This is a genomic window from Neorhizobium puerariae, assembly GCF_042429745.1.
In the GTDB taxonomy this organism is placed as follows: Bacteria; Pseudomonadota; Alphaproteobacteria; order Rhizobiales; family Rhizobiaceae; genus Neorhizobium; species Neorhizobium puerariae.
Window position 1 is genome coordinate 72,318 of record NZ_JBHMAA010000008.1, and the last position, 19,391, is coordinate 91,708.

A 19,391-nucleotide genomic window follows, 5' to 3' on the forward strand; every position below is an offset into this window, starting at 1 on the left:
GGATATCCGACATGACGAACAAATGGGGGAGCCGCCGAAGCGAGCGCGGCCCGGGATTGGTATTGGGCCTGCTTCTCGGAGGAACGGGACAAGCCAAGAAGCCCGGAACCAATGGACCCACCGACAACCTGCTCGACATCGACGTCTACATCGAGCAGGCGCAGCAGGCGGAACGCGGCAAGATCCACACGATCTTCCTGGCCGATGCGCTCACCACCAGCGAAACGGCGCCCAAACCCGGTCTCGAGCCGGTCACGATGCTGAGCGCGCTGGCCGCCAGAACGTCGCGGATCGGTCTGATAGGCTCCATTTCAACCTCGTTCACGGAGCCATACAATCTCGCCCGCCAGGTCCTTTCACTCGATCACATCTCGCGCGGCCGGGCCGGCTGGAACCTGGTGACGTCGTCGGCGGGGGAGAAGAATTTCGGCAAACCGCTACCGGCGCATGACGACCGCTACGCGATCGCGGAGGAATTCGCCGGGGTGGTTCAGGCACTTTGGGAAAGCTGGGAGGCGGACGCCGTCACCTACGATCATCGCGGACGCCAATCGGTCGATGCCGGGAAAGTCCACCGGATCGACTGGATCAGCGATCATTTCAAGGTCCAGGGTCCGCTCAACGTCTCCCGCAGCCCGCAGGACAGACCGATCCTCGCCCAGGCCGGCACATCCACGGAGGGCCGGCGGCTCGGCGCGCGCATTGCCGACGTCATCTTCACGACCGGCCTCACCGAGACGGAGCCGTCCATCGAGATCTACAGGGATTTCAAGGAGCGTGCATCCTCCTTCGGACGTTCGCCCGATTCCGTCAAGATCCTGCCCGGCGTCGCGCCTGTCATCGGCTCGACGGATGAGGAGGCGCACCGGTTCTGGCGAAAGATCATCGAAGAGATCGACTTCGAGGAGGGACGCAAATCGCTGGCCGGCCAGTTCGGCGGCATCGATTTCGAGGGCATCGGTCTCGATGCCCCGATCCCCATTGCCGACCTGCCCCAGACGGCCGATGTGCAGGGCCGCCGCTCCCGCTTCGGTGTCTTCCGGGACCTCATCGAAAGCGGCAAGGTGCGCACCGTACGCGACCTGATCATCTACCATTCCAGCGGCGCCGGGCATTGGTTTCCGATCGGTTCGGTCGAGAACATCGCCGACCAGCTTCAGGACCGATACGAGCGCGGCGCGACCGATGGCTTCAATTTCCTCGCCTTCACCCTCAAATACGAGCTGGGCCTGTCCGCACTGACGGAACACCTTATTCCGGAACTTCAGAAACGGGGGATCTTCCACCGGGACTACCAACATGAAACGCTGCGGCAGAACCTCGGGCTCTGAAAGGGCCGCGATGGTCGGAAGGAACGATTGAACGCCATTCCGGGAAGACGGGTATGACACGATACATCATCATCGGGGCGGGCGCCGTCGGCGCAAGCCTTGCCGCCCAGTTCGAATTGTCGGGCGTCGACTATGCGCTTGTGGGCAGGGGCGCGCAGATAAGACACATCATCGACCACGGCCTGACCTATCAGCGTCCGGCGGGAACACGGCAGATCGGGCTGAAGGCCTTCGACACGGCAGAACCGCCGCCGCTGAAAAAAGACGATATCCTGCTCCTCACCGTGAAGTCGCAGGATGCCGCCGAGGCGCTCGCCTTCTGGGCCTGGCATCCCGTGGACGGTTCCGGGGTGCTCACGGCATCGAGGCTGCCGCTGGTCACTTTCCAGAACGGGCTGGCGACGGAAGCGATCGCGCTCAGAACCTTCGCCAACGTCTATGGCGCCAGCATCCTGACACCGGCCCGCTTTACCGAGACGGGCAAGGTCGTGGTCGGCGGCGATCCCCAGGTGGCCGTCGTCACCATTGGCCGTTATCCGCATGGCTCGGACGCGGTCGCGGAGCGTCTTGCCGCCGACCTCGGCCGTTCCGACTATATCGCCGAAACCACCGACGACATACGGCGCTGGAAGGCCGCGAAGCTTCTCCACAACGTCCGCAACGTGCTGGAACTCTTCGACGGTGCGGAAGAGGCGCGGACCGCCTTCGGCGTGGCGCTCGTCGAGGAGGCGAAAGCCGTTCTCACCGCCGCGGGCTATTCGCTTGCATCCCCTTCAGAACGTGCCGTCAGCATCGCGAACTGGAGGGTTGCGGAAAATTCCGGCATCCGGCCGGGCCAGCAATCGACGTGGCAGAGTTTCACGCGCGGCGCCTCGAGCGAGGTCGACTATCTCAACGGAGAGATCGTATTTCTGGGGCGGCTGCATGGAATCGCGGCACCCTATAACGAGGCCGCCCAGCAGATAGCCGGGCTGGCGGCGCGAAAGCGCGGCCTCCCGGCGCTCCTTCCATTCGACAGTCTGCGCTCGCTAGCCGAAAATCCCCTTGCTTCTTCCCCCTATCCCACCTCAATCGATACCGAACGAACTCCGGACAGGAATATCCGGCGGTGAACATGCAAAGGCATCCGGACCAATACCGATGAGAATACCGATATCCGAGCAGATCCTGACGACCGCCGGCGCTTTGTTCTACAGGGAAGGCATTCGTGCCGTCGGCATAGACCGCATTGTCGAGGAGGCGAATGTCGCCAAGGCGACGCTCTACCGGCATTTTCCCTCCAAGGATCATCTTGTCGCGGCCTATCTGACGCAGCGACACGAGCGTGTCATTCTCCAGCTCAGGGAGGTGATGGCCAACGTCTCGGACCCGCGCGGCCAGATAGCCCTGATCTTCGAGCGATTGTTCGAAAAGGCCGACAGCCAGGAATTCCGGGGCTGCGCCTTCGCGCTGGCCGTGGCCGAACATGGCGATTCCGAGCGCGTGGTTTCGGTGGCCCGCGAACACAAGAACGCCGTGCGCGACATCTTCCGCTCCGTCATGGAGCGCGCCGGCGCCACGTCCGAACAGCCCGCCGCGCATCTCTCCCTGCTCTACGAAGGGGCATTGGCGACCGTCGCCGTCAGCCGAGACCCGGCCGCGGTGCTCGTGGCGCGCGACTGCGCGCTTTCCGTCTTCGATGTCGCCGTCCGGGCATCTGCTCCGATCGGAGAAACGGCACAGTAGCCGGGGACGGCCGGTAAGCAGTCGCGCGCCAGCATCGCGCTGCACGCTTCAGGTCAGAACGCGAGTTGGACTTTCATAGAGCGAGAACGGTCTGCTGCGGTTTTGAATGCGATGACGGCGTCCTGGAGGGGGAAGATGTCGGTGAGGAGGGGTTTGAGGTCGACGCGGCGGTTGTTGATGAGGTCGACGGCTAGCCCGAACTCCTCATGAAAGCGGAAGGTGCCCTTCATCTCGATTTCCTTGGCGACCACCATGTTCTGCGGGATGGAGACGTCGCCGCCGAGCCCGAGCTGGACGAGCGTGGAGCGTGGCCTGAGGGCTTCGAGGCCGGAGCGCACGGCCCGCTCGTTGCCGGACGCCTCGAACTGCACGTCGAAGTATCCCTTGCCGGCCGAATAGGCGGAAAGCTGTTCCGGGCTGTTCGCGACGTTGATGACCCGGTCGGCGCCGACGTCGAGGGCTTTTTCAAGAACCGCGTCCATCACGTCGGTGGCGACGATCTCGCGGGCGCCATGGGCGCGGGCCGCGATGATCGCCAATGCGCCGATCGGGCCGCAGCCGGTGACCAGCACACGCTTGCCGGTCAGGGCCCCCGCCCGCGCCACGCCGTGCAGCGTCACCGCGAACGGCTCGGCCATTGCCGCCTCGTTGATCGAGATGCCGTCGGCGACCCTGTGGCATTGCCAGGCCTCCGCGACCAGGCGCTGGCGGAACGCCCCCTGGATATGCGGCATCGGCATCGCCGAGCCGTAGAAGCGCATGTTCAGGCAATGGTTCTGCTGGCCCTTCAGGCAGTAGTCGCAGGCGTTGCAGGGCCGGCTCGGCGAAACCGCCACCCGGTCGCCGACCGCAAGGCCTGAAACGCTTGTCCCCAGCGCCTTCACCGTGCCGGCCACCTCGTGGCCGAGGATCATCGGCTCACGCACCCGCACCGTGCCGAAGCCGCCGTGATTGTAGTAATGCAGGTCGGAGCCGCAGATGCCGCCCGCCTCGATGGCGATCTCCACCTGTCCCGGGCCGGGGCTTCCGGCCTCCCGTTCCTCGATGCGCAGATCCTTGGCGGCGTGGATGACGACGGCTTTCATGGGATGACCTCAGAGAACGGGAGTGGGAAGGGCGTCGCCCGCAAAATGGGCGGCGAGATTGTCGCGGACGAGCTTGCCCATCGCCTTGCGGGTCTCGATCGTGCCCGATGCGTGGTGCGGCTGCACCAGCACGTTGCCGAGGGACAGGAAACGCGGATCGAGCTTCGGCTCGCCTTCGAAGACATCGAGCGCCGCCGACCCCAGCGCGCCGCTTTCCAGCGCCTCAAGCAGGGCCTCCTCGTCGATATTCGACGCGCGCGAGATGTTGATCAGCATGCCTTCCGGCCCGAGCGCCGCGATCACGTCCTTCGAGACGATATGGCGGGTCGCGGCCGAAGCCGCGAGCGTCACGAACAGGAAGTCGGAATGCCGGGCGAGTTCGACCGGATCGGCGATGAAGGTCATGCCGTCGGCATAGGGCTTTGCGGCGACGTCGCTATAGGCGATGTCCATGTCGAAGCCCTTCAGGCGCCTGGCCACCTCGTAGCCGATGCGGCCGAGGCCGAGCACGCCGGCCTTGCGGCCCCAGACGCGCCGCTTCAGCGGGTAGAGCCCCTTTGCGGCCCAGCTGCCGTCCCTCACCCAGGCCTCGGCGCCGATCATGCCGCGCGACTGCACCAGCATCATCGCCACGCCGAGATCGGCCACGTCGTTGGTCAGCACGTCCGGCGTGTTGGTGACGCGGATGCCGCGTTCACGGCAGGCGCCCAGATCGACCGCATCGTAGCCGACCCCATAGACGGAGACCACCTCGAGCTTCGGCAGCCTGCCGATCAGGTCGGCGGAAGCGCCGAGCTCGCCGCGCGTGGCGATACCCCGGATGGTGGCGCCATGCTCGCCCAGGAAGGCATCGCGGTCGGCGGCCTCGTAGAGTTTCAGGACGTTGTATCGCGCTTCCAGTTCGACCAGATCCCATTCCGGATACGGGCCGATCAGCAGAATGTCGGGCTTGCTCATGTTTCCTCCAGTCATCTCTTATTCAGTCGGTTCGGCCGGCTCGCCCGGCTTCGTCAGGGCCGGGCGGCAGGCCAGGGCCGCGATCCGGGTGATGGCCAGCGACACGATCCGCTCCGGCGGCTGGTCGATCTCGATCGTCACCACGTCGCGCTCCCGATCCGGCAGCTCCAGTGTCGCCAGCTGGCTGTCCAGCAGCGACAGCGGCATGTATTCGTGGCGGCGCCCCGCCATGCGGGCGGCGAGCAGGGCCCGGTCGCCCTGCAGGAACACGAAGGTCACGGGCCGGCCGGCCTTCCTGCGGAGAAGATCGCGATAGGCGCGCTTCAGGGCGGAGCAGGAAACGACCGTGCCTTCGTATTCCGCCAGTTCCGCCCCGAGCGTTTCCAGCCAGGGCCAGCGGTCGGCGTCGGTGAGCGGGATGCCGCCCCGCATCTTCTCGACATTCGCCTGAGGATGCCGGCTGTCGCCCTCGATGAAGCGATAGCCGAGCCCCGACGCGAGCAGCTTGCCGATCGAGGTCTTGCCGCAGCCGGAGACCCCCATCACCACCAGCGGACCCGGACGCTCCGCCGTCCTGAAGGGAGCCATACTACAGGGAGGTTGTGATGCCGCCGTCGACATAAAGCGTGTGTCCGTTCACGAAGGAGGAAGCCTTGCCCGACAGGAACACGGCCGCGCCGACCAGTTCCTCCACATCGCCCCAGCGGCCTGCCGGCGTGCGCTTCTCAAGCCACGCGGAAAACTCCACGCTGTCGACCAGCGCCTGGTTGAGCGGCGTCCTGAAGTAGCCGGGGGCCAGCGCATTGATCTGCAGGCCGTACTTCGCCCAGTCCGTCGCCATGCCGCGCGTCAGGTTCTTCACCGCGCCCTTGGTCGCCGTGTAGGGCGCGATGCCGGGCCGGGCGAGCTCGCTCTGCACCGAGGCGATGTTGACGATCTTGCCGCGGCCGCGGCCGATCATATGCCGGGCAACGGCCTGGCCCACATAGAAGACGCTGGAGATGTTGGTCTTCAGCAGTTGCTCCCAGCGGTCGGCCGGAAAGTCCTCCAGCGGCGTGCGGAACTGCATGCCGGCATTGTTGATCAGGATGTCGATCGGGCCAATCCCCGCCTCGATCGCATCCACGCCCCGCTTCACGGCCTCGGCGTCCGTCACGTCGAAGTCCGACGCCGACACCGTCGCGCCCGCATCCGCCAGCTGCCGGACGGCCGCATCCAGCTTCACCCGGTCCCGGCCGTTCAGCACCACCTCCGCGCCGTGAGCCGCAAGACCGGCCGCAAGCGCAAACCCAATCCCCTGCGACGATCCCGTAACCAGCGCACGCCGCCCTGACAAATCAAACAACGAAAACGGCAATTGAACCTCCTTCGGCAAAGAGAATGGATGAAGCCCTACCGGGCGATCCTGGCCGGACTTCAGATGTCGACCACGAGGCCCTTCGCCTTCAGCACCGGTTCCAGCTTGCTGACTTCGATCACCGACCTGCCCTGCTTGTAGGCTTCGATATAACCGGCCTCGGCATCCTCGCGGGCCTGCGAAAGCCTTGCCGCGTCCTGCGCCTCCGCGCGGCGGACGACCACCAGTCCATCCGCGTCGCCGACGACGATATCGCCGGGATTGATGATCTCTCCGCCGACGATGACCGGATCGTTGACAGCCGCGATGGTCTCCTTGACCGTCCCTTTGATGCAGACGCTCAGCGAGAAGACCGGAAAGCCCAGTTCCCGCAGCTGCAGGGTGTCACGCACGCCGGTATCGGTCACGAGACCGCCGATGCCCTTTGCAAGGCAGGCATTGGCAAGCACGTCGCCGAAGGACCCGGCCTCTTCGTATTCGCCGGCCGATACGACGATGATGTCGCCGGGCTTGGCGTAGTTGATGGCGAGCTGGAGCATGATGTTGTCGCGGGGCGCGCATTTCACCGTGAATGCCGGGCCGCACAGCTTCATGCGATAGTCCACCGGCTTGAGGCGGGAAGACAGCGCCCCGCGGCGCCCCTGCGCCTCATGGATCGTCGCAGGCGAGAACTTGGAAAGAGCTTCGATATCGGCCTTGGCCGGCCGTTCGGCGATGTCTTTTATATGGATCATGGATGCCTCCCATGGTTGGACCGACGGCGAGCACGTCTCGCCGCCAGCACGCATTGATGTTGTGCGGTCAGGATTGGTGTTTCGGGTGACCCCGGCCGGTCAGGGGATCGGCTCGAACTTCAGCTCCGAGAGCGGCACGACCTTGTCGGTACGGGTCATCTTGTACTCGGTGTTCGGGCCAAGCCACTTGTCCCAGATCCTGTTGATCTCGCCGGCCGTGTCGAGCTTGCGCAGCACCTCGTTGATCTTGGCGGTCAGCGCCGGATTGTCCTTGGCCATGCCGATGCCGATCGGCTGGAAGAGCATCGGCTCTTCGATCATCCGCATCTCCTTGCCCCTGGTCTTGGATTCGTTGACGAACTTGGTCATCGTCATGGTGTTTCCGACGATGCCGCGCGCCTTGCCCTGCTGGACGGCGAGATAGGCCGAGGCGGTATCCTGGAATGTCAGCGGTTCGGACTTGTTGAGCTTGACAGACAGCTCGGACGTGGACCCCTTGCTGGAAGCGATGCGCTGGCCCACGTAGTCGGACTTCTTGGTGCCGGGATCGTCCGCGGGAACGATCAGCATCTCCTTGGCAAGGTAATAGGGATCGCTGAACTGGATCTGTTCGGCGCGGCTCAGGGTATATGCAAGATTGGCGACGGCGACATCGACGCGGCCGAGCTTGACTTCCGGAACGCGCGCCTCGACCGAGACCGGCTTGATCTCGGCCTTCACGCCGAGTTCCTTGGCGATCGCATTGCAGAGGTCCACGTCGAAGCCCGCCATTTCGCGCGTCTTCGGATCGGGCGATGCGAACGGCGGAACGTCGGCGAAGGTGGCGCAGCGCAGCGTCTTGTTCGACATGATGGTGTCAAGCTGATCCGCGTTTGCCTGCGATGTCGCGGCGGCGGCGAGCGAGGCCGCAAGGATGATGCATTTCCAGTTCATTGCTGTTCTCCTTGGTTTCTTTTGATGTTGCCTAGTGCCGCAGGTCGGCGAGGAACCGCTGGGCACGGGGATGCTGTGGATTCTTGAAAAACGCCTCCGGCGTCGCGGTTTCGAGGATTTGCCCCGCATCGATGAACCAGATGCGGTCGGCCACCTCGCGGGCGAAGCCCATCTCATGGGTGACGCAGAGCATGGTCATGCCTTCGGCCGCGAGGCTTTTCATGACCGTCAGCACCTCGCCGACCATTTCCGGATCGAGCGCGCTGGTCGGCTCGTCGAACAGCATCACCGGCGGCTCCATGGCAAGCGCGCGGGCGATCGCGACGCGCTGCTGCTGGCCGCCCGACAGCTGAGCCGGATAGGCTCCCGCCTTGTCCGCAAGCCCCACCCGGTCGAGAAGCTTGAGCGCCTTGTCATGCGCGACATCCGGCGCCACGCCCTTCACCCGGACCGGCGACATGGAGACGTTCTCGACGACCGACAGATGCGGAAAGAGGTTGAAGTTCTGGAACACGAAGCCGATCCGGCTTCTGAGGGCGTTCAGTTCCTTCGTGCGCATCGGCGCATGGATGTTCCGCCCGTCCAGCGTGATCGAACCGCTGCTGATCTCCTCGAGGCGATTGATGGTGCGGATGAGCGTGGACTTTCCCGAGCCGGACGGCCCGCAGATGACCACGACCTCGCCGCGCGCCACATGCGCGTTGATGTCCTTCAGAACCGGATAGTCGCCATAGCTCTTGAAGACCTGCGAAAGCTGGATCGTCCGCGCGTCCTGGGGCGCTGGAACTGACTGGGTCATAGCTGCTCCGTGATGATTTTGGCTGGAACCGGCACAGCGGCGGGATCGACCCCGCGGGAACCGGCGCGGCGGCGGGCGATGCGCCACTCGATGAGGTTCGCGGCATGCGTCAGCGACCAGCAGATGACGTAGTAGACGATCGCCAGGATGAGGAAGACCTGGAACGGCTGCGTCAGGAGCTGGTTGTTGACCTGGCTTGCCGCAAAGGTGAGGTCCGGCACGTTGATCACATATCCGAGCGTCGTATCCTTGATCGTCGAGACGAATGTCGAAATGATGCTCGGGATCATGTTGTAGAGCGCCTGCGGCAGGATGACGTAGCGCATGGCGCCGAGATAGCCGTGGCCGAGCGCGCGCGCCGCATCCATCTGGCCGGGTCCGAGGGCGACGATGCCGGCACGCACGACTTCGCTGAGAAAGGCCCCCTGGTAGACCACGAGCGTCGTCAGCATGGTGATGAAGCTCGGCACGTCGGCGCCGGTCATCAGCGGCACGAGGAAATAGCTCCACAGGATGAGCATGAGCAGCGGGACGCCCCGGGTGAAGTAGACGAGGGCAGTCACCGGCCAGCGCAGCAAACGCCATTTCGAAAGCCGGGCCAGCGCGAGCAGGATGCTGACGGGAAAGGCAAGCGCGATGCTCAGCGCCGAAAGGATCAGCGTGTTCGCCAGGCCGCCGAGAGGCCCGTTCGGATACTGGCCGATCAGAAGCAGGAGCCAGTAGTCCTGGATGATCGCGAACATGTCGTGGATCATGCGCGCGCCCTCCCGACCGGGTCGGCGCGCATCGACAGGTAGGCGCCGATGCCCATGATCAGCAGCGAGAAGAACAGATAGAGGACCGTGCCGACGAGATAGACTTCGAAGGTCCGGAAACTGAGGTTCTCGATTTCCTTGATGGCATGCGTCAGTTCCGGCGCGCCGATCAGGACGCCGAGGCTGCTGTTCTTGAACAGCGAGGTGCTGTGATTGATCAGCGGCGGCAAGGCATTCCGGACGCCCTGGGGCATGACGACGAAGCGCATGGCCGAAACGTAGCTGTGGCCAAGCGCGCGCGCCGCCTCCATCTGGCCGGGACTGATCGAGCGCACGCCCGAACGCAGGTCCTCGCTGAAATAGGCCGCCTGGCAAAGCCCGAGGCCGATCACGGCGAAGACCGCTTCGGCATTGTGGGCGGAGAGCCAGGACGCCAGCCCGCCCGGCATCAGCGTGAAGATGCCGAAATACCACAACATGAGCTGCACCAGCGTCGGCACGTTGCGATGATAGGAGACGTAGGCGGCAACGATCGGATCGCCGAAGCGAAACGGCGAGAGGCGAATGCCGAGCAGGACGAGCGCCAGCGACATCGCCAGCAGCCATGAACCGGCATAGATGATGAACGTCATCTCGACGCCGTGCAGGAGCATCGAGATGTAGTCCGGGTTTCGCAGGATGGCCGAAAGGTCGAAACCGCTCACCTCGCCTGCCCCCCGGGGCCGCCGCCCGGCACGTAGGGAGACTGCGGCTTGGCCGTCTGCAGCCCGCCCATGACCTGAAGCGTCGGCGTGATCTCCATATGCCCGATGTTCATCGCGACGGGTGCCGCGATCGCGAAAGCGATGGCGTCGGCGATATCGGATGGCTGGGGCAGTTCAAAGCCGTCGATAAATCTCTCGCGCACGCTCGGATCGTTGCCGTGGACGTGGTTGAAGATATCCGTCGCGACGCGGCCGGGGCAGATTTCCGTCACCCTGACCCGTTTTCCGAACGAATCGAGCCGCAGCTGGTTGGACAGCATGGCCACGCCCGCCTTGGTGGCGTGATAGGTCGAGTTCCCGCCGAAATTATAGTTGCCGGCGATGGAGGATATGTTGATGACATGGCCGCGGTCCCGCGCCACCATGCCGGGCACGATCAGGCGGCAGATGTGCAGGACGGCCCGAAGATTGACATCGACCAGAAGATCGATGTCGCCCTCCTCAGCCTCCAGGAACTTCTTCGGCCTGTCGACGCCTGCATTGTTGACGAGAATGTCGAATTCCACGTCGCTCGCGAGCCTTGCCAATGCGGGCCGGTCGGTCACGTCGATCGCGTGGGCGATGCAGCCCGTGCGTTCCGCCAGCCGCTGCAGCGCATCGGCGCTTCGCGCGACCGCGTGGACCTCGATGTTTTCGCGGCGAAGGCGCTCCACCACGGCGGCGCCGATTCCGGAGGATGCGCCGGTGACGAGTGCGGTCTTGTAGTCTGAGAATGGCATTTCGCGCCCCTTATTGTTGACCCAGACATTAGTGAAGCTTCCGCCGCTTGCCTAAGACCGATTTTTTTTGGAGTAATAAGCAACTTTTATGGACCCGGCCGCGTCCGGCGATCGGCGCTTCGGCAACCGGAAACCCGGCACCCGCCGGTCGATGTCCCGGAGCGGTCAGGGCGAGGCGGTGACGGGCCGCTGAACCGAATTCGTCAGGAAGACGGCGTCCATGGAATAGGCGATGAACTGGTGCCCCGCCTGAACGCTTGCGCTCAGGAGGCCCGGGGACGGGGCCACGACATGCTGGCCGTGGGGAACCCGGGCGGCGCGGGCGCGGGCGCAGATCCCGTCGATCGTCGCCTTGAAATCCGGATGATCGAATTCGCCGATCAGCCCCATGGATGCCGAAAGGTCGTAAGGCCCGATGAAGATCGCATCCAGCCCGGGCACGGAGAGTATCCCGTCAAGGTCGGCCACCGCGTTGATGTGCTCGATCATCGCCACGACGAGCGGCGCCCTCGCCTCCCCGTCCCTGTATCGGTCGAAATCCTTCCCGAACAGATTGGCGCGTGAAAACCCGACCCCGCGCGTCCCCGCCGGCGGCCAGGCGCAGGCGGAAACCAGGTTGCGAAGCTGCGCGGCCGTCTCGATCATAGGCAGGATGACGCCGCCTGCACCCGCGTCGAGCGCGCGTTTGCAGTCCCTGGCCGATCCTTCGGCGACACGCGCAAGAGGCAAGGCGCCACCCAGTTCGATCGCCCTGAAGAGATCGGGCAATACCCTGCTTCCCATCGTGCCGTGTTCAAGGTCGACGGCCACCCAGTCGTAGCCGGCGCGTCCGAGGATCTCGGCGACCGAGCTGTCCGGGATCTGCATCCAGCTTCCGACGGACGCCTCGCCGCGCGCCAGTTTGCCACGGATTTCCTGTATCTGCGGATATCTGTTCATGCCACGGATTTCCCGGCGGCGTCGCCGGCGAAGGCCGGCACCGTGAATCCGGTCACCCTGTATTGCAGTCCCACCCGAGCCAAATGCGGCATTCGCTCCTCCTCCAGCCCGCCGGTCTTCTTCAGCCGGGCGTTTCGTGCCGGCAAAGATACGGCAGGCGCGAGGCGCAGGTCCAATACATGATTTTTCAAATTGCCATAGAAACGATTGATGTTTCAGGCGATGGCGCAGTCATGGCCCGCCGTCGGACGGGGCCGCCCGTCGTGATCCGGCCCCGCCATCCATGGCGCGTCCCCTACGGGACGGATGGTATGGCGCACGCCTCTCCGCCGCCGAAGAGGCGGGAACGGGTCAGGAAGCGCCGTTCCCGCCCGTTGTCGAGCGAGAACATCCCGCCGCGCCCCGGCACCACGTCGATGATGAGCTGCGTGTGCTTCCAGACCGCGAACTGGCTGCCGCTGATATAGACCGGAACGCCGCCGATCTCGCCGAGCTTGACATCCGTTTCGCCGACCCGGAATTCATCGGCCGGATAACACATCGGCGAGGAGCCGTCGCAGCATCCGCCGGATTGATGGAACAGGATGTCGGGATGATCCTTCTGAATCTCCCGAATGAGGGCAAGCGCCTTGTCGGTCGCCAGCACCCTTGGTTCGCCGCCTGTCTCGTCCATGAGCGTCTTCCCTCCTCCAAACGTGAAGGCCCCCGGTCGCAGCCGGGAGCCCTCGTGGCGTGGTTGGGAGGATATCTCAGAAGAAGCCGAGCGCCTTCGGGCTGTAGCTCACCAGCATGTTCTTGGTCTGCTGGTAATGGTCGAGCATCATCTTGTGCGTCTCACGGCCGATGCCGGACTGCTTGTAGCCGCCAAAGGCCGCATGCGCCGGATAGGCATGGTAGCAGTTCGTCCAGACGCGGCCCGCCTGAATGTCACGGCCGAAGCGGTAGGCGCGGCTTCCGTCACGCGTCCACACACCGGCGCCGAGACCGTAGAGCGTGTCGTTGGCGATCTCCAGCGCTTCCTTCTCGTCCTTGAAGGTCGTCACGGCGACCACCGGGCCGAAGATCTCCTCCTGGAAGATGCGCATCTTGTTGTGGCCACGGAAGACGGTCGGCTTGACGTAGTAACCGCCCGCCAGTTCCCCGCCGAGGTCGTTGCGCCCGCCGCCGGTCAGAACCTCGGCGCCTTCCTGCCTGCCGATATCGAGATAGGACAGGATCTTCTCCAGCTGCTCGCCGGAAGCCTGCGCGCCGATCATCGTCTCCAGATCGAGCGGGTTGCCCTGCTTGATCGACTGCACGCGCTTGACCGCCTTTTCCATGAAGCGATCGTAGATCGATTCCTGGACGAGGGCTCGGCTCGGGCAGGTGCAGACCTCGCCCTGGTTGAGCGCGAACATCGCAAAGCCTTCCAGAGCCTTGTCGAGGAAGTCGTCGTCTTCCGCCATCACGTCGGCGAAGAAGATGTTCGGCGACTTGCCGCCGAGTTCCAGCGTGACGGGAATGAGGTTCTGGCTGGCATATTGCATGATCAGCCGGCCCGTCGAGGTCTCGCCGGTGAAGGCGATCTTGGCGATCCGCGGGCTGGTGGCGAGCGGCTTGCCCGCTTCCAGGCCGAAGCCGTTGACGATGTTGAGCACGCCCGGCGGCAGGAGATCGCCGACCACCTCGGCCCAGACGAGGATCGAGGCGGGCGTCTGCTCGGCCGGCTTGAGAACCACGCAATTGCCGGCGGCAAGTGCCGGCGCCAGCTTCCAGGCGGCCATCAGGATCGGGAAGTTCCAGGGAATGATCTGGCCGACGACGCCGAGGGGCTCATGGAAATGGTAGGCGACCGTGTCGTGGTCGACCTCGCCGATCGAGCCTTCCTGGGCGCGGATGCAGGCGGCGAAATAGCGGAAATGGTCGATCGCGAGCGGGATGTCGGCAGCCATGGTCTCGCGGATCGGCTTGCCGTTGTCCCAGGTCTCCGCCTGGGCCAGCACCTCCAGCTTGTCCTCCATCCGCTGGGCGATCTTCATCAGGATGTTGGAGCGGTCGGCGGCAGAGGTCCTGCCCCATTTTTCCTTCGCGGCATGCGCGGCATCGAGCGCCGCGTTGACATCCTTTTCGTCGGAACGCGGAATCTCGCAGATCTTGCCGCCGGTGATCGGCGTCAGGTTGTCGAAATACTTGCCGCCGATGGGCTCCCGCCATTCGCCGCCGATATAGTTGCCATATTTCAGCTTGAACGGGGATTCGACGATTTTCTGATGCAGCATGAAATCCTCCCTTGGATTGGCGGGTCCGATAGCGGAACCCGTGTGGGAGGAAATCTGAACATCTTTGGCGGGCGGCAACAGTGGCGCGCGGTCATACCGCAGTGCACACTGTCGCAAAACTGCGACACACGCGATCCGCTAATGCAGATCGAACTTCTTCATCTTGCGATGCAGGGTAGCGCGGCTCATGCCGAGCGCGATCGCCGCCTGCGAAACATTGCCGTGGGCGCGCGAAAGCGCCCTCAAAAGAGCCGCCCGTTCCGCTTCGAGAAGATTTTCCCGGGCGCCCCTGTGGCTTTCGTGAAGCGCGTCCGAAGCGGGAAGCCCGGCCGCGATACGCCGGTCGTCGAGCTTCAGCGCCAGCCGCGCCGCCCTGGTCGCGCCGAGCACGATGTCGTTCCTGTCAACGGCGAGAAGCGCCGAGCTCGCCCCGCTCTCGGTCGGAACCAGCACGAAGCGCGCGCCGGCGAACGCGCTGCGGAAAAGATTGAGCTCGATCCGCATCGCCGCGTCCCGCACAGTCTGGGAGAGGATCGACAGCGTCACATCGTTGATGTCCTCGCGGCAGGTAGACACGTCGAGCGCACCGGCCAGCTGGCCGCGGTGGTCGCGGATAGGCGCCGTCGTGCAGCTCAGGTTGATATTGGAGCAGAAGAAATGCTGGTCGCGAATGATCGCCACCGATCGTTCGTCGGCGATCGCCGTGCCGATGCCGTTCGTGCCGATGCTCGCCTCGGTCCATACCGAACCCGTCCACAGGCCGAGATCGCCGAATTCCTTGTCGTCGCCCGCAGCACCACGCCGTTCCAGCGCGATGCCGTCCCGGTCCGTCAGGAGCAGGCAGCAACCGGCCTTGCCGACGGTGAGGAAGAGGCGGTCGAGCTCGTCGGTCGCGTCGGCGACCAGCCTCTCGGACTGTTCCCGGGCGTTTCTGTATTCCTGTTCCGTCAGGCGGACGGGCAGCCGCTTCTCTTCCGGGGCAAGGCGGTGCATAGTCATGCAGCGCCGCCACGAGGCGACGACCGGAGAACTCGCCGCCGCGGACTGCGCGGACGCATACACCTGATCCGCATGCGCGGAATGCTCGTGCATCTGGCTCCTCCCACCGAACACCTCACTTTAATTGTCTCTAAAAAAGCCCCGCATGGCAATCGTCTTCATCCGGCCTTTCCTTCCGACGATGGTCGGAGAGCGCAGGCGCCCACGATCCCCCAGCGCCCCCGGAGCGAAGGCAGGACGCCCGCCGGGCCGGGACCTGAAGGAACGCCTTCGCCGTTGAACTTCCGGCGGCCCCACGAGGGCATCGGGGGCCGATCAAATCCGGGACCGGGGCGCTCAAGCCGATTGACACCTCTCATACGACGTCATATCTCTATTGTGACTTGAACTGCTGCCGGGCGAGGACACTGGGCGGCCAATGGGAGGAAAGCTTCATGAAGCCATTTCTGAAGGCGCTTGCGCCAATTGCAATCGGATTTGCGCTGTTTGCCCAGCCGGCAAAGGCGGAAACTCCGCCGAACATGCTGGTGGTCGGCTTTTCGATGAACAATATCCTGACGCTCGACCCCGCTGCGATCACGGGAAAAGAAACCGTACAGGTTCTCACCAACATATATGACAACCTTGTGTCGCTCGACGCCGTCACGCGCTCCCAGGTGAACCCGCAGATCGCGGAAAGCTGGACCGTCAGCGCCGACAATACGGCAATCACCTTCAAGCTTCGCACCGGCGCGACCTTCGCCTCCGGCAATCCGGTCACGTCGGCCGATGTCGTCTGGTCGCTCAAGAGGCTGATGAAGCTCAACCTCGCCCAGGCGTCCTTCCTGAAGACGCATGGCTTCTCGGCGGCGAATGCCGATGCGAGCTTCACCGCCCCCGACGGGCACACGGTCGTCATCACGCTGCCGAAGAAGGTCGATCCGCAGATCATCATCCAGACGCTCGGCATCGTCGGCCCCGGCTCGATCCTGGACAGCAAGGCAGTCCAGGAACACGACAAGGGCGGCGACATGGGCACCGCCTGGCTGACCACCAATTCCGCCGGCTCCGGCCCGTTCATGCTCGGCCAATGGCAGTCGAACGAGCGCGTCACGCTGGAGCAGAATCCGAAATACTGGGGCGAGAAGCCCGCGATGCGCCGCATCATGATGCGGCATCTCGCCGAATCGCAGAGCCAGCGGCTGATGCTCGAAAAGGGTGATATCGACATCGCCTACTCGATGTCCGCGGCCGACCTGAAGGCGCTCGAAGCCAACAAGGACGTGACCGTCCAAACCAATGGCGGCAGCGGGTTCTATTACCTCGCCGTTTCGATGAAGGACGAGAAATTCCAGAATCCGAAGGTCCGCGAGGCGCTTCGTTATCTGATCGACTACCAGGGCCTGAACGACAGCGTGCTGCCCTATTTCGGCAAGCTGCGCGACCGCCCGATCCCGAACGGCATTTTCGGCGCGCTTCCCGACGCGGGCTACAGGCTGGACGTGGCGAAAGCCAAGGCCCTGCTCGCGGAAGCCGGTTATCCGGACGGATTTTCGACGACGCTCCGCGCCATCTCCGACGTTCCCTTCATGAATGCCGCGACGGCCATCCAGGCCACGCTTGCCCAGGGCGGCATCAAGGCGGAGATCATCACCGGCTCGGGCGACCAGATCTACGGCGCGATGCGGGAGCGCAAATATGAGCTTCTCGTCGGCCGCGGCGGCGGCGGCCAGCTCCCGCATCCCGATTCCAACCTTCGCGCCATTGTCTACAATCCCGACAATGCGGATCAGGCAAAGCTGACCAATTTCCAGGGCTGGCGCACGTCCTTCTACGACGAGAAGATCAACAGGATGATCGACGAGGCCCTCGTGGAAACCGACAAGGACAAGCAGGTCAGGGAATACCAGGACATCCAGACCTATTACGAGCAGATGGTGCCCGCCATCCAGCCCTTCTCCGAGGTCGTCGACAGCGTGGCCTATAGCGCCGACATCAAGGGGCTGCAGCTCAACCCGTCCTGGTCGACGCAACTGCGCACCGTCACGAAAGAACGATAATCGCCGGCTGCCGCGGCGCGGGGCGCTGCGGCAGGCACGATACGCTTACCGAGGTATCCCCGATGAACAATGAGCGTCTTACTGCTTTCGCGAGGCAGTCCGGCACCATATTGGCAACTCTCGCCGGCCTGCTGATCCTGACCTTCTGTATCGGACGACTGATGCCGGTCGACCCGGTGCGGGCCATCGTCGGCGAAGAAGCCGACCAGGCCACCTATGAGATGGTCGCGGAGCGGATAGGCGCGAACCTTCCCCTCTACCAGCAGTTCTTCCGCTACGTGAACGACCTGCTGCACGGCGATTTCGGCGTTTCCATCCGCACCGGCCAGCCGGTCATCAACGACATCCTGCATGTGATGCCGGCGACGATCGAGCTCGCCACCTTCGCGATCATCGTCGGCGCGGGGCTCGGCGTCCCGCTCGGCATTCTCGCCGCGGTCCGCCGCAACAGGCCGGTCGACCACATCATCCGTTTCCTGACCCTGGTCGGACATTCGATGCCGATCTTCTGGACGGGCATGATCGGCCTGATCATCTTCTACGCGGCTCTCGATCTGGTCGGCGGCGGCGGCCGCATATCCGATTATTATATCGGCCTCGTGCCGGAAACGACGGGTTTCCTGCTGATCGATTCCGTGCTGGCCGGAGACTGGGAGGTCTTCCGGGACGCCATCAACCACCTGCTCCTGCCGGCCAGCATCCTCGGCTATTCGTCGATGGCCTATATCACCCGCATGACCCGCAGCTTCATGCTGGACCAGCTGAACCAGGAATATATCACCACGGCGCGCGTCAAGGGCCTCTCGAAAGGCCGGACGATCTGGCATCACGCCTTCGCCAATATCCGCGTGCAGCTCGTGACGATCGTCGCGCTCGCCTATGGCAGCCTGCTCGAAGGCGCCGTCCTCATCGAGACGGTGTTCTCCTGGCCCGGCTTCGGCCAATACATCACCAACAACATGCTGATCGGCGACATGAACGCGGTGATGACCTGCGTGCTTCTCGTCGGCGTCATCTTCATCGCGCTCAATCTGCTTTCCGATGCGCTCTACAAGATCTTCGATCCGAGGACGCGGTGACATGACAGCGAAATCTCTCGATATGCAGGACGCGGCTATGCTCGGCTCTCGCTCAAATCAAAATTCGACGCTTCGCCGCCTGGCGGCGGTCATCCTTGAACTGCTTGGCAACCCTTCCTCGGGTTTCGGCCTCGTCGTCATCACGATCCTGCTCCTGACGGCGATCGTCGCGCCGCTGATCGCGCCCTACGATCCGAACATCGTCAATCTCTCCAACACTCTCCGGCCGCCGGGCGCCGAGCACTGGTTCGGCACGGACGAACTCGGCCGCGATATCCTGAGCCGCATCATCTACGGCACGCGCATCAGCCTCACGATCATCACCATCGTGTCCGTCATCGTCGGGCCGATCGGCCTCATCGTCGGAACCACGGCGGGTTATTTCGGCGGCTGGTACGATACGATCATGATGCGCATCACGGACATATTCCTGTCCTTCCCGAGCCTCATCCTCTCGCTCGCCTTCGTGGCGGCGCTCGGCGCCGGCCTCGAAAACGCGATCATCGCCATCGGGCTGACCACCTGGCCGCCGATCGCCCGGCTGGCGCGCGCCGAAACGCTGACCTTCCGCGGCGCGGACTATATCTCCGCATCGCGCATGCAGGGGGCCTCGCCGCTTCGCATCATCGTCAAGTCCATCATGCCGATGTGCCTCCCCTCCGTCCTGGTCCGCGTCACGCTCAGCATGGCGACCGTCATCCTGACGGCGGCCGGTCTCGGCTTCCTCGGGCTCGGCGCACAGCCGCCGCTTCCCGAATGGGGTGCGATGATCGCCACCGGCCGGCGCTACATGCTGGACAACTGGTGGCTGGTCGCCTTCCCCGGCGGGGCCATCCTGCTCGTCAGCCTCGCCTTCAACCTTCTGGGCGACGGGCTGCGCGACGCGCTCGACCCGAAACAGCGCTAGGATCTTCGGTC

General features: G+C 64.2%; 20 protein-coding genes. 6 read left to right on the forward strand and 14 right to left on the reverse strand.

Annotated elements, in window-relative coordinates; translation table 11 throughout:
• The first annotated feature begins 11 nt into the window (after positions 1 to 11).
• Genes ACFFP0_RS05705 through ACFFP0_RS05715 form a run of 3 tightly spaced genes read left to right on the forward strand, consistent with a single transcriptional unit; the run spans position 12 to position 3,056 of the window.
• Complete coding sequence (locus ACFFP0_RS05705; protein WP_377257518.1) at positions 12 to 1,331, forward strand: NtaA/DmoA family FMN-dependent monooxygenase; 1,320 nt, start codon at positions 12 to 14, stop codon at positions 1,329 to 1,331.
• A 53-nt stretch (positions 1,332 to 1,384) separates the two neighbouring features.
• Entirely contained in the window at positions 1,385 to 2,443 is a 1,059-nt protein-coding gene (locus ACFFP0_RS05710; RefSeq protein WP_377257520.1) for a ketopantoate reductase family protein, read from the forward strand.
• Positions 2,444 to 2,471: 28 nt separating this feature from the next.
• Positions 2,472 to 3,056, forward strand: coding sequence for a TetR/AcrR family transcriptional regulator (locus ACFFP0_RS05715; RefSeq protein WP_377257522.1), 585 nt, complete (start codon positions 2,472 to 2,474; stop codon positions 3,054 to 3,056).
• A gap of 53 nt (positions 3,057 to 3,109) precedes the next feature.
• Here the strand turns inward: ACFFP0_RS05715 and ACFFP0_RS05720 are convergent, their stop codons facing one another.
• From ACFFP0_RS05720 to ACFFP0_RS05785, 14 genes are all read right to left on the reverse strand, one after another.
• On the reverse strand, positions 3,110 to 4,141 hold the full coding sequence (locus ACFFP0_RS05720) for an L-idonate 5-dehydrogenase (protein ID WP_377257524.1): 1,032 nt from the start codon (positions 4,139 to 4,141) through the stop codon (positions 3,110 to 3,112).
• A gap of 9 nt (positions 4,142 to 4,150) precedes the next feature.
• A complete protein-coding gene (locus ACFFP0_RS05725) occupies positions 4,151 to 5,098 on the reverse strand; it encodes a 2-hydroxyacid dehydrogenase (protein WP_377257526.1) in 948 nt (315 codons plus the stop codon).
• 18 nt (positions 5,099 to 5,116) lie between these two features.
• A complete protein-coding gene (locus ACFFP0_RS05730) occupies positions 5,117 to 5,686 on the reverse strand; it encodes a gluconokinase (protein ID WP_377257528.1) in 570 nt (189 codons plus the stop codon).
• Position 5,687: 1 nt separating this feature from the next.
• Positions 5,688 to 6,455: an SDR family oxidoreductase gene (locus ACFFP0_RS05735; protein WP_377257530.1), complete on the reverse strand. Its 768-nt coding sequence runs from the start codon at positions 6,453 to 6,455 to the stop codon at positions 5,688 to 5,690.
• Positions 6,456 to 6,514: 59 nt separating this feature from the next.
• A complete protein-coding gene (locus ACFFP0_RS05740) occupies positions 6,515 to 7,189 on the reverse strand; it encodes a 4-carboxy-4-hydroxy-2-oxoadipate aldolase/oxaloacetate decarboxylase (RefSeq protein ID WP_377257532.1) in 675 nt (224 codons plus the stop codon).
• 99 nt (positions 7,190 to 7,288) lie between these two features.
• Entirely contained in the window at positions 7,289 to 8,122 is an 834-nt protein-coding gene (locus ACFFP0_RS05745) for an ABC transporter substrate-binding protein (protein WP_377257534.1), read from the reverse strand.
• 31 nt (positions 8,123 to 8,153) lie between these two features.
• Positions 8,154 to 8,921: an amino acid ABC transporter ATP-binding protein gene (locus tag ACFFP0_RS05750; protein WP_377257536.1), complete on the reverse strand. Its 768-nt coding sequence runs from the start codon at positions 8,919 to 8,921 to the stop codon at positions 8,154 to 8,156.
• Entirely contained in the window at positions 8,918 to 9,676 is a 759-nt protein-coding gene (locus ACFFP0_RS05755; protein WP_377257538.1) for an amino acid ABC transporter permease, read from the reverse strand. The genes ACFFP0_RS05750 and ACFFP0_RS05755 overlap by 4 nt, the downstream gene beginning before the upstream one ends.
• Positions 9,673 to 10,380, reverse strand: a complete 708-nt coding sequence (locus ACFFP0_RS05760) for an amino acid ABC transporter permease (RefSeq protein ID WP_377257540.1) — start codon at positions 10,378 to 10,380, stop codon at positions 9,673 to 9,675. Before ACFFP0_RS05760 ends, ACFFP0_RS05755 begins: the two co-directional genes overlap by 4 nt.
• Positions 10,377 to 11,159 carry an SDR family oxidoreductase gene (locus ACFFP0_RS05765; protein ID WP_377257542.1) on the reverse strand — a complete coding sequence of 261 codons (783 nt, stop codon included), beginning with the start codon at positions 11,157 to 11,159 and terminating at the stop codon, positions 10,377 to 10,379. Before ACFFP0_RS05765 ends, ACFFP0_RS05760 begins: the two co-directional genes overlap by 4 nt.
• A 165-nt stretch (positions 11,160 to 11,324) precedes the next feature.
• Positions 11,325 to 12,098, reverse strand: a complete 774-nt coding sequence (locus tag ACFFP0_RS05770) for an HpcH/HpaI aldolase family protein (protein ID WP_377257544.1) — start codon at positions 12,096 to 12,098, stop codon at positions 11,325 to 11,327.
• Between the two features lie 295 nt (positions 12,099 to 12,393).
• A complete protein-coding gene (locus ACFFP0_RS05775; protein WP_377257546.1) occupies positions 12,394 to 12,771 on the reverse strand; it encodes a DUF779 domain-containing protein in 378 nt (125 codons plus the stop codon).
• A 76-nt stretch (positions 12,772 to 12,847) separates the two neighbouring features.
• Positions 12,848 to 14,356 carry an aldehyde dehydrogenase gene (gene adh, locus ACFFP0_RS05780; protein WP_377257548.1) on the reverse strand — a complete coding sequence of 503 codons (1,509 nt, stop codon included), beginning with the start codon at positions 14,354 to 14,356 and terminating at the stop codon, positions 12,848 to 12,850.
• A gap of 138 nt (positions 14,357 to 14,494) precedes the next feature.
• Complete coding sequence (locus ACFFP0_RS05785) at positions 14,495 to 15,448, reverse strand: helix-turn-helix domain-containing protein (RefSeq protein WP_377257550.1); 954 nt, start codon at positions 15,446 to 15,448, stop codon at positions 14,495 to 14,497.
• 341 nt (positions 15,449 to 15,789) lie between these two features.
• Between ACFFP0_RS05785 and ACFFP0_RS05790 the strand changes: the two genes are divergently transcribed.
• From ACFFP0_RS05790 to ACFFP0_RS05800, 3 genes are all read left to right on the forward strand, one after another.
• A complete protein-coding gene (locus ACFFP0_RS05790; RefSeq protein ID WP_377257552.1) occupies positions 15,790 to 17,394 on the forward strand; it encodes an ABC transporter substrate-binding protein in 1,605 nt (534 codons plus the stop codon).
• Positions 17,395 to 17,456: 62 nt separating this feature from the next.
• Entirely contained in the window at positions 17,457 to 18,473 is a 1,017-nt protein-coding gene (locus ACFFP0_RS05795) for an ABC transporter permease (protein ID WP_377257554.1), read from the forward strand.
• Positions 18,474 to 18,510: 37 nt separating this feature from the next.
• The gene (locus ACFFP0_RS05800) at positions 18,511 to 19,380 is read left to right on the forward strand and encodes an ABC transporter permease (protein WP_377258713.1); all 870 of its coding nucleotides are present in this window, start codon (positions 18,511 to 18,513) and stop codon (positions 19,378 to 19,380) included.
• Positions 19,381 to 19,391: the final 11 nt, after the last annotated feature.

What these genes read in the sequence shown, in the direction of transcription:
- ACFFP0_RS05705 (WP_377257518.1), top strand. Translation starts at nt 12, where the DNA reads ATGACGAACAAATGGGGGAGCCGCCGAAGCGAGCGCGGCCCGGGATTG.
- ACFFP0_RS05710 (WP_377257520.1), top strand. Translation starts at nt 1,385, where the DNA reads ATGACACGATACATCATCATCGGGGCGGGCGCCGTCGGCGCAAGCCTT.
- ACFFP0_RS05715 (WP_377257522.1), top strand. Translation starts at nt 2,472, where the DNA reads ATGAGAATACCGATATCCGAGCAGATCCTGACGACCGCCGGCGCTTTG.
- ACFFP0_RS05720 (WP_377257524.1), bottom strand. Translation starts at nt 4,141, where the DNA reads ATGAAAGCCGTCGTCATCCACGCCGCCAAGGATCTGCGCATCGAGGAA.
- ACFFP0_RS05725 (WP_377257526.1), bottom strand. Translation starts at nt 5,098, where the DNA reads ATGAGCAAGCCCGACATTCTGCTGATCGGCCCGTATCCGGAATGGGAT.
- ACFFP0_RS05730 (WP_377257528.1), bottom strand. Translation starts at nt 5,686, where the DNA reads ATGGCTCCCTTCAGGACGGCGGAGCGTCCGGGTCCGCTGGTGGTGATG.
- ACFFP0_RS05740 (WP_377257532.1), bottom strand. Translation starts at nt 7,189, where the DNA reads ATGATCCATATAAAAGACATCGCCGAACGGCCGGCCAAGGCCGATATC.
- ACFFP0_RS05745 (WP_377257534.1), bottom strand. Translation starts at nt 8,122, where the DNA reads ATGAACTGGAAATGCATCATCCTTGCGGCCTCGCTCGCCGCCGCCGCG.
- ACFFP0_RS05750 (WP_377257536.1), bottom strand. Translation starts at nt 8,921, where the DNA reads ATGACCCAGTCAGTTCCAGCGCCCCAGGACGCGCGGACGATCCAGCTT.
- ACFFP0_RS05755 (WP_377257538.1), bottom strand. Translation starts at nt 9,676, where the DNA reads ATGATCCACGACATGTTCGCGATCATCCAGGACTACTGGCTCCTGCTT.
- ACFFP0_RS05765 (WP_377257542.1), bottom strand. Translation starts at nt 11,159, where the DNA reads ATGCCATTCTCAGACTACAAGACCGCACTCGTCACCGGCGCATCCTCC.
- ACFFP0_RS05770 (WP_377257544.1), bottom strand. Translation starts at nt 12,098, where the DNA reads ATGAACAGATATCCGCAGATACAGGAAATCCGTGGCAAACTGGCGCGC.
- ACFFP0_RS05775 (WP_377257546.1), bottom strand. Translation starts at nt 12,771, where the DNA reads ATGGACGAGACAGGCGGCGAACCAAGGGTGCTGGCGACCGACAAGGCG.
- adh (WP_377257548.1), bottom strand. Translation starts at nt 14,356, where the DNA reads ATGCTGCATCAGAAAATCGTCGAATCCCCGTTCAAGCTGAAATATGGC.
- ACFFP0_RS05785 (WP_377257550.1), bottom strand. Translation starts at nt 15,448, where the DNA reads ATGCACGAGCATTCCGCGCATGCGGATCAGGTGTATGCGTCCGCGCAG.
- ACFFP0_RS05790 (WP_377257552.1), top strand. Translation starts at nt 15,790, where the DNA reads ATGAAGCCATTTCTGAAGGCGCTTGCGCCAATTGCAATCGGATTTGCG.
- ACFFP0_RS05795 (WP_377257554.1), top strand. Translation starts at nt 17,457, where the DNA reads ATGAACAATGAGCGTCTTACTGCTTTCGCGAGGCAGTCCGGCACCATA.
- ACFFP0_RS05800 (WP_377258713.1), top strand. Translation starts at nt 18,511, where the DNA reads ATGCTCGGCTCTCGCTCAAATCAAAATTCGACGCTTCGCCGCCTGGCG.